This window comes from Sulfurospirillum arcachonense DSM 9755, from assembly GCF_000597725.1.
In the GTDB taxonomy this organism is placed as follows: Bacteria; Campylobacterota; Campylobacteria; order Campylobacterales; family Sulfurospirillaceae; genus Sulfurospirillum_A; species Sulfurospirillum_A arcachonense.
In genome coordinates this window covers 1-5,719 of sequence record NZ_JFBL01000027.1, presented here as the reverse complement: position 1 = coordinate 5,719, position 5,719 = coordinate 1, and the positions used below count along the sequence as shown (strand labels likewise).

Here is a 5,719-nt window from a genome sequence, read left to right as displayed (position 1 = left end):
TATGTATAAAGAAGAAGAAATAACGCGAACCGGCGGCGACCTACGTTTCCGTCCCAGTAAGGGAGAGTATCATCGGCGATGAAGAGCTTAGCTTCCTGGTTCGAAATGGGACAGGGCGTTTCCTCTTCTCTATAGCCACCGGAAAGCGTTAAGTAAATATACATTATATACTTACTTCACGCTTCTAGTGCGTTTAAGAATTATCTTGATTGTCAAAGAAGTAAAAACTACTTTCTTTGCGAAGCAATAGCTTTAGTGCTTGAGTAATAACTGGACTTTGTTCAGTTTTTACGAGCATTAAATTTTTATGCTTAACAAGGAAGTGATGTTTATTAAAATATATAAGTAAACCAAACGACCTATTAGTACTGGTCAGCTAAATCCCTTTCAGGAATTACACACCCAGCCTATCAAACATGTAGTCTTCATGAGGTCTTCAGGGAAGATTCATCTTGGAGTTGGCTTCCCGCTTAGATGCTTTCAGCGGTTATCTCATCCGAATATAGCTACTGGGCGATGCTCTTGGCAGAACAACCCATACACCAGTGATTCGTTCAACCCGGTCCTCTCGTACTAGGGTCAACTCTCCTCAATCTTCCTGCGCCCACGGCAGATAGGGACCGAACTGTCTCACGACGTTCTGAACCCAGCTCGCGTACCGCTTTAAATGGCGAACAGCCATACCCTTGGGACCTGCTCCAGCCCCAGGATGCGATGAGCCGACATCGAGGTGCCAAACCTCCCCGTCGATGTGAGCTCTTGGGGGAGATCAGCCTGTTATCCCCGGCGTACCTTTTATCCTTTGAGCGATGGCCCTTCCACACAGAACCACCGGATCACTATGACCGACTTTCGTCTCTGCTCGACATGTACGTCTCACAGTCAAGCTGGCTTGTACCATTATACTCTGCGGACGATTTCCAACCGTCCTGAGCCAACCTTTGTAAGCCTCCGTTACTTTTTAGGAGGCGACCGCCCCAGTCAAACTACCCACCAGACATTGTCCTCGCACGAGATAATCGTACGGAGTTAGCTATCAGAATACAGAAGAGTGGTATCTCAACAACGGCTCATTATGATCTAGCGACCATAAATCAAAGCCTCCCACCTATCCTGCACATCTATATCCCAACAGCAGTGTCAAGCTGTAGTAAAGGTGCACGGGGTCTTTCCGTCTTGCCGCGGGTAGGAGGAATTTTCACCTCCACTACAATTTCACTGGATTCCTGGTCGAGACAGCTCCCATCTCGTTACGCCATTCATGCAGGTCGGTATTTAACCGACAAGGAATTTCGCTACCTTAGGACCGTTATAGTTACGGCCGCCGTTTACTGGGGCTTCGATCAAGAGCTTCGCATAAATGCTAACACCATCAATTAACCTTCCAGCACCGGGCAGGCGTCACACCCTATACATCCACTTACGTGTTAGCAGAGTGCTGTGTTTTTGGTAAACAGTCGGGAGGGACTCTTTGTTGCAACCTTTTTCGCTTTCGAGAGTAAATCTCTATACGAAAGGAGGCACACCTTATACCGAAGATACGGTGCTATTTTGCAGAGTTCCTTAACCAGGATTCTTCCACGCGCCTTAGAATACTCATCTCACCCACCTGTGTCGGTTTACGGTACGGGTAATTATAGATATGCTTAGAAACTTTTCTTGGCTCGACGGCATCAACGATTCTCCTTCCACTCCGAAGAGTATCAAGAGCCTGTCGGGTCTCGAATTAAAGAAGTACGGATTTGCCTGTACCTCAATCTACGCCCTTCGACTAACTATTCCATCAGTTAGCTCGTTTAGCCCTAAGCGTCCTTCCATCACGCTCTATAATTAGTATAGGAATATTAACCTATTTTCCATCGTCTACCCCTTTCGGACTCGACTTAGGTCCCGACTAACCCTACGATGACGAGCATCGCGTAGGAAACCTTGGGTTTTCGGCGAAGGGGATTCTCACCCCTTTTATCGCTACTCATGCCTGCATGCTCACTTCTAGCCGCTCCACTGCTCCTTACCGGTACAGCTTCAGCGCTGACTAGAACGCTCTCCTACCACTCAAATAAATTTGAATCTACAGCTTCGGTGGATAACTTTAGCCCCGTTATATTTTCCGCGCAAAATCACTAGACCAGTGAGCTGTTACGCTTTCTTTAAAGGGTGGCTGCTTCTAAGCCAACCTCCTGGTTGTTTAAGTAACTTCACATCGTTTTCCACTGAGTTATCACTTTGGGACCTTAGCTGGTAGTCTGGGTTGTTTCCCTCTCGACGACGCATTTTATCACCCGCCGTCTGACTGCCATGATTACACATAGGGTATTCGGAGTTTGACAGGGTTTGGTACCTTGGTATAGGCCCTAGCCCAATCAGTGCTCTACCCCCCTATGCTACAACATGACGCTATACCTAAATATATTTCGGAGAGAACCAGCTATCACGAAGTTTGATTGGCCTTTCACCCCTATCCACAAGTCATCCGAGCACTTTTCAACGCACACCGGTTCGGTCCTCCACTAGCTCTTACACCAGCTTCAACCTGCTCATGGATAGATCACTTCGTTTCGGGTCTGCAGCCAGTGACTAATTCGCCCTATTCAGACTCGCTTTCGCTACGGCTCCGGGTATCCTTAACCTTGCCACTGACCACAACTCGCAGGCTCATTATGCAAAAGGCAGTCCATCACCCTGTATAAAACATAGGGCTCTGAATGATTGTAAGTAAATGGTTTCAGGTTCTATTTCACTCCCCTCACTGGGGTCCTTTTCACCTTTCCCTCACGGTACTTGTTCACTATCGGTCTGTAAGTAGTATTTAGGATTGGAGGGTGGTCCCCCCGGATTCAGACAGAATATCACGTGTTCCGCCCTACTCAGGATACTGCTATGTTAACTTTAGATTTCGTCTACGAGGCTATCACTCTTTATAGCTAATCTTTCCAGATTACTCGACTATCTTCCGTTATCCAATATTGCAGTCCTACAACCCCGAATGCAAGCATCCGGTTTGTCCTAATCCACGTTCGCTCGCCGCTACTAGCAGAATCTCGTTTGATTTCTCTTCCTCAAGCTACTGAGATGTTTCACTTCGCTTGGTTAGCCCCCCGTAGGGTAACATAGATCACTCTATGCTGGGTTGTCCCATTCGGAAATCTCTGGATCAAAGCCTCTTGACGGCTCCCCAAAGCTTATCGCAGTCTAGTACGTCCTTCATCGCCTCTTACAGCCTAGGCATCCACCATTTACTCTTAATAGTTTACCTAATCATTTTAATGTTTCTTTAACTCGAACAAGTCCGAGTCAAATTCATTACACTAAAGCTTACTCTTTCGAGTAGATTTAATGACTATTCTTACCTAAGTAAAAATAGATTATATTTTTGTATTCTAATTTGCATCACTTCCTTGTTAAACATAACTTTCGTTATACATAACAAAGTTGTAAAATTGTTTTCACTTTTTTTGACAATCAACAATAATAATTTAATGAACATAGACTTAAAAAGTCTAATTTAAAACTTATTTAATGCTCAAGTAAAAAGAAGTAAATTCTTTTATTCTCAACACTAAAGCTTAGTCTTTCGACTAGAGCAAATAAGGTTTAAATTAAACTTTGGTAGTTTTTATGTAAATGTTATTTAAGAGATGGTGGAGAGTAGCGGGATCGAACCGCTGACCTCCTGCGTGCAAGGCAGGCGCTCTCCCAGCTGAGCTAACCCCCCATCTTTTTAAATGGTGGGCCTGACAGGACTTGAACCTGTGACCTCACCCTTATCAGGGGTGCGCTCTAACCACCTGAGCCACAGGCCCCTCTTTATAATCAAACTTTCAAAACTAAATAAGCAACTTACAAGTCTAGATAACTCTTCGAAGGAGCGTTGTGAGACGCTCCCCCATATACTCTAGAAAGGAGGTGATCCAACCGCAGGTTCTCCTACGGTTACCTTGTTACGACTTCACCCCAGTCGCTAATTCCACTGTGGACGGTAACTAATCTAGTATTCCGGCTTCGAGTGAAATCAACTCCCATGGTGTGACGGGCGGTGAGTACAAGACCCGGGAACGTATTCACCGTAGCATTGCTGATCTACGATTACTAGCGATTCCAGCTTCATGGAGTCGAGTTGCAGACTCCAATCCGAACTGAGATTGGGTTTTAAGATTTGCTCCACCTCGCGGTATCGCTGCTCTTTGTCCCAACCATTGTAGCACGTGTGTAGCCCTGGACATAAGGGCCATGATGACTTGACGTCGTCCTCACCTTCCTCCTCCTTACGAAGGCAGTCTCCTTAGAGTGCTCAGCCGAACTGTTAGCAACTAAGGACGAGGGTTGCGCTCGTTGCGGGACTTAACCCAACATCTCACGACACGAGCTGACGACAGCCGTGCAGCACCTGTCACTTGGTTCTAGTAAACTAGCACTCTCTCATCTCTGAAAGATTCCAAGGATTTCAAGTCCAGGTAAGGTTCTTCGCGTATCTTCGAATTAAACCACATGCTCCACCGCTTGTGCGGGTCCCCGTCTATTCCTTTGAGTTTTAATCTTGCGACCGTACTCCCCAGGCGGCACACTTAATGTGTTAACTGTATTACTGCAATGACGAGCATCGCAACAACTAGTGTGCATCGTTTAGGGCGTGGACTACCAGGGTATCTAATCCTGTTTGCTCCCCACGCTTTCATGCCTCAGCGTCAATAATGTCCCAGCAGATCGCCTTCGCAATCGGTATTCCTAGTGATCTCTACGGATTTTACCCCTACACCACTAATTCCATCTGCCTCTTCCATATTCTAGATAACCAGTTTCGAAAGCAGTTCCACGGTTAAGCCGTGGGATTTCACTTTTGACTTGATTATCCGCCTACGCATCCTTTACGCCCAGTGATTCCGAGTAACGCTTGCACCCTCCGTATTACCGCGGCTGCTGGCACGGAGTTAGCCGGTGCTTATTCATATCCTACCGTCATTATCTTGGGATATAAAAGGAGTTTACACACCGAAATGCGTCATCCTCCACGCGGCGTTGCTGCATCAGGGTTTCCCCCATTGTGCAATATTCCCCACTGCTGCCTCCCGTAGGAGTCTGGACCGTGTCTCAGTTCCAGTGTGGCTGATCATCCTCTCAGACCAGCTAGGCGTCATTGGCTTGGTAGGCTTTTACCCCACCAACTACCTGATACCGTAAAGCCCCATCCCTTAGCACCGGAGTTTTCCCAACTTAACTTATGTTAAGAAGGAGTATGAGGTATTAGCAGTCGTTTCCAACTGTTGTCCCTCTCTAAGGGGCAGGTTAGCTATATATTACTCACCCGTTCGCCACTAATCCACTCTTGCAAGCAAGAGCTTCATCGTTCGACTTGCATGTGTTAAGCACGCCGCCAGCGTTCACTCTGAGCCAGGATCAAACTCTCCATAAAATTGTCTCCTTTAACTTGAACTAAGTCCAAGTTAAATTCCTCTCACTAAAGCTTACTCTTCGAGTAGACTTTAGTTTGAATCTAGACTAACACTATGAAGTGTTGATTGTTAACTTATTTAGAGATAGTTAATCTCTTTTTATAAGTTATCCCTGACCTGTAAAGTCGCTTATTTAGATTTCAAAGTTTGATTTAACATTTATAATTTTAATGAACTTGATAACCCCTAAAATAGGGACTCTCTTACGCCCGTTCTCTCAAACGAGGACGAAATTATATACAATACTTACTTAATACTTGCTTAGCTTT

Annotated in this window: 2 tRNA genes and 3 rRNA genes; all 5 read right to left on the bottom strand. The window is 45.8% G+C overall.

The features are described 5' to 3' along the window. Nucleotides 1-27: 27 nt before the first annotated feature. Nucleotides 28-143 (bottom strand): 5S ribosomal RNA (gene rrf / locus K354_RS0113455). A gap of 198 nt (nucleotides 144-341) precedes the next feature. Continuing rightward, a 23S ribosomal RNA gene (locus K354_RS0113450) occupies nucleotides 342-3,256 on the bottom strand. 383 nt (nucleotides 3,257-3,639) lie between these two features. Then, nucleotides 3,640-3,715, bottom strand: a tRNA-Ala gene (locus K354_RS0113445). An 11-nt stretch (nucleotides 3,716-3,726) separates the two neighbouring features. Further along, a tRNA-Ile gene (locus K354_RS0113440) sits at nucleotides 3,727-3,803 on the bottom strand. Between the two features lie 96 nt (nucleotides 3,804-3,899). Further along, nucleotides 3,900-5,410 (bottom strand): 16S ribosomal RNA (locus tag K354_RS0113435). The 16S, 23S and 5S rRNA genes sit together here with 2 tRNA genes alongside, the layout of an rRNA operon. Nucleotides 5,411-5,719: the final 309 nt, after the last annotated feature.